Origin of the sequence: Streptomyces humi, assembly GCF_001005085.2 — a bacterium.
GTDB classification, from domain to species: domain Bacteria; phylum Actinomycetota; class Actinomycetes; order Streptomycetales; family Streptomycetaceae; genus Streptomyces; species Streptomyces humi.
Genome location: NZ_LBMU02000187.1, coordinates 1 through 368, shown reverse-complemented (window position 1 = coordinate 368; position 368 = coordinate 1). Strand labels below are relative to the sequence as shown.

The following is a 368-nucleotide window of genomic DNA, read 5'->3' as shown; positions in this document are numbered from 1 at the left end:
CGCGCGTGGTGTCGTACAGCTGGTACGTCGAACCGGACAGTGTGGTCGACAGGGACACCGTGCCGCTGTACTGGGTGTTGCCGGTACCGGACTTGACCGCCTGGTAGCGGTACAGCTCCTTGCCGGTCGTCGCGTCCGTGATGACGTGCAGCTGGCTCGGCGTGCCGTCGTCCTGGAACCCGCCGACCACGGTCTCCCAGGCGAGTTTCGGGGTGCCGGTGCCGGCCCAGATCACCTTGCGGGCGCTGTCGGTGGTGGCCTTGGTGGCGTCGAGGGCCTTGGCCGCCGTGAGCGCCTTGGTCGCGGCCGCCGCCTTGGTGACGGCCGGGCTGACGGAGGCGACCTTGATGGTGTGCTTGTTGTTGAAG

Annotated in this window: 1 pseudogene; it reads right to left on the bottom strand. The window is 68.5% G+C overall.

The annotated features are described in order from the left end of the window. Window positions 1-368, bottom strand: a pseudogene (locus tag AAW13_RS43805) (M4 family metallopeptidase); the annotation flags it as partial.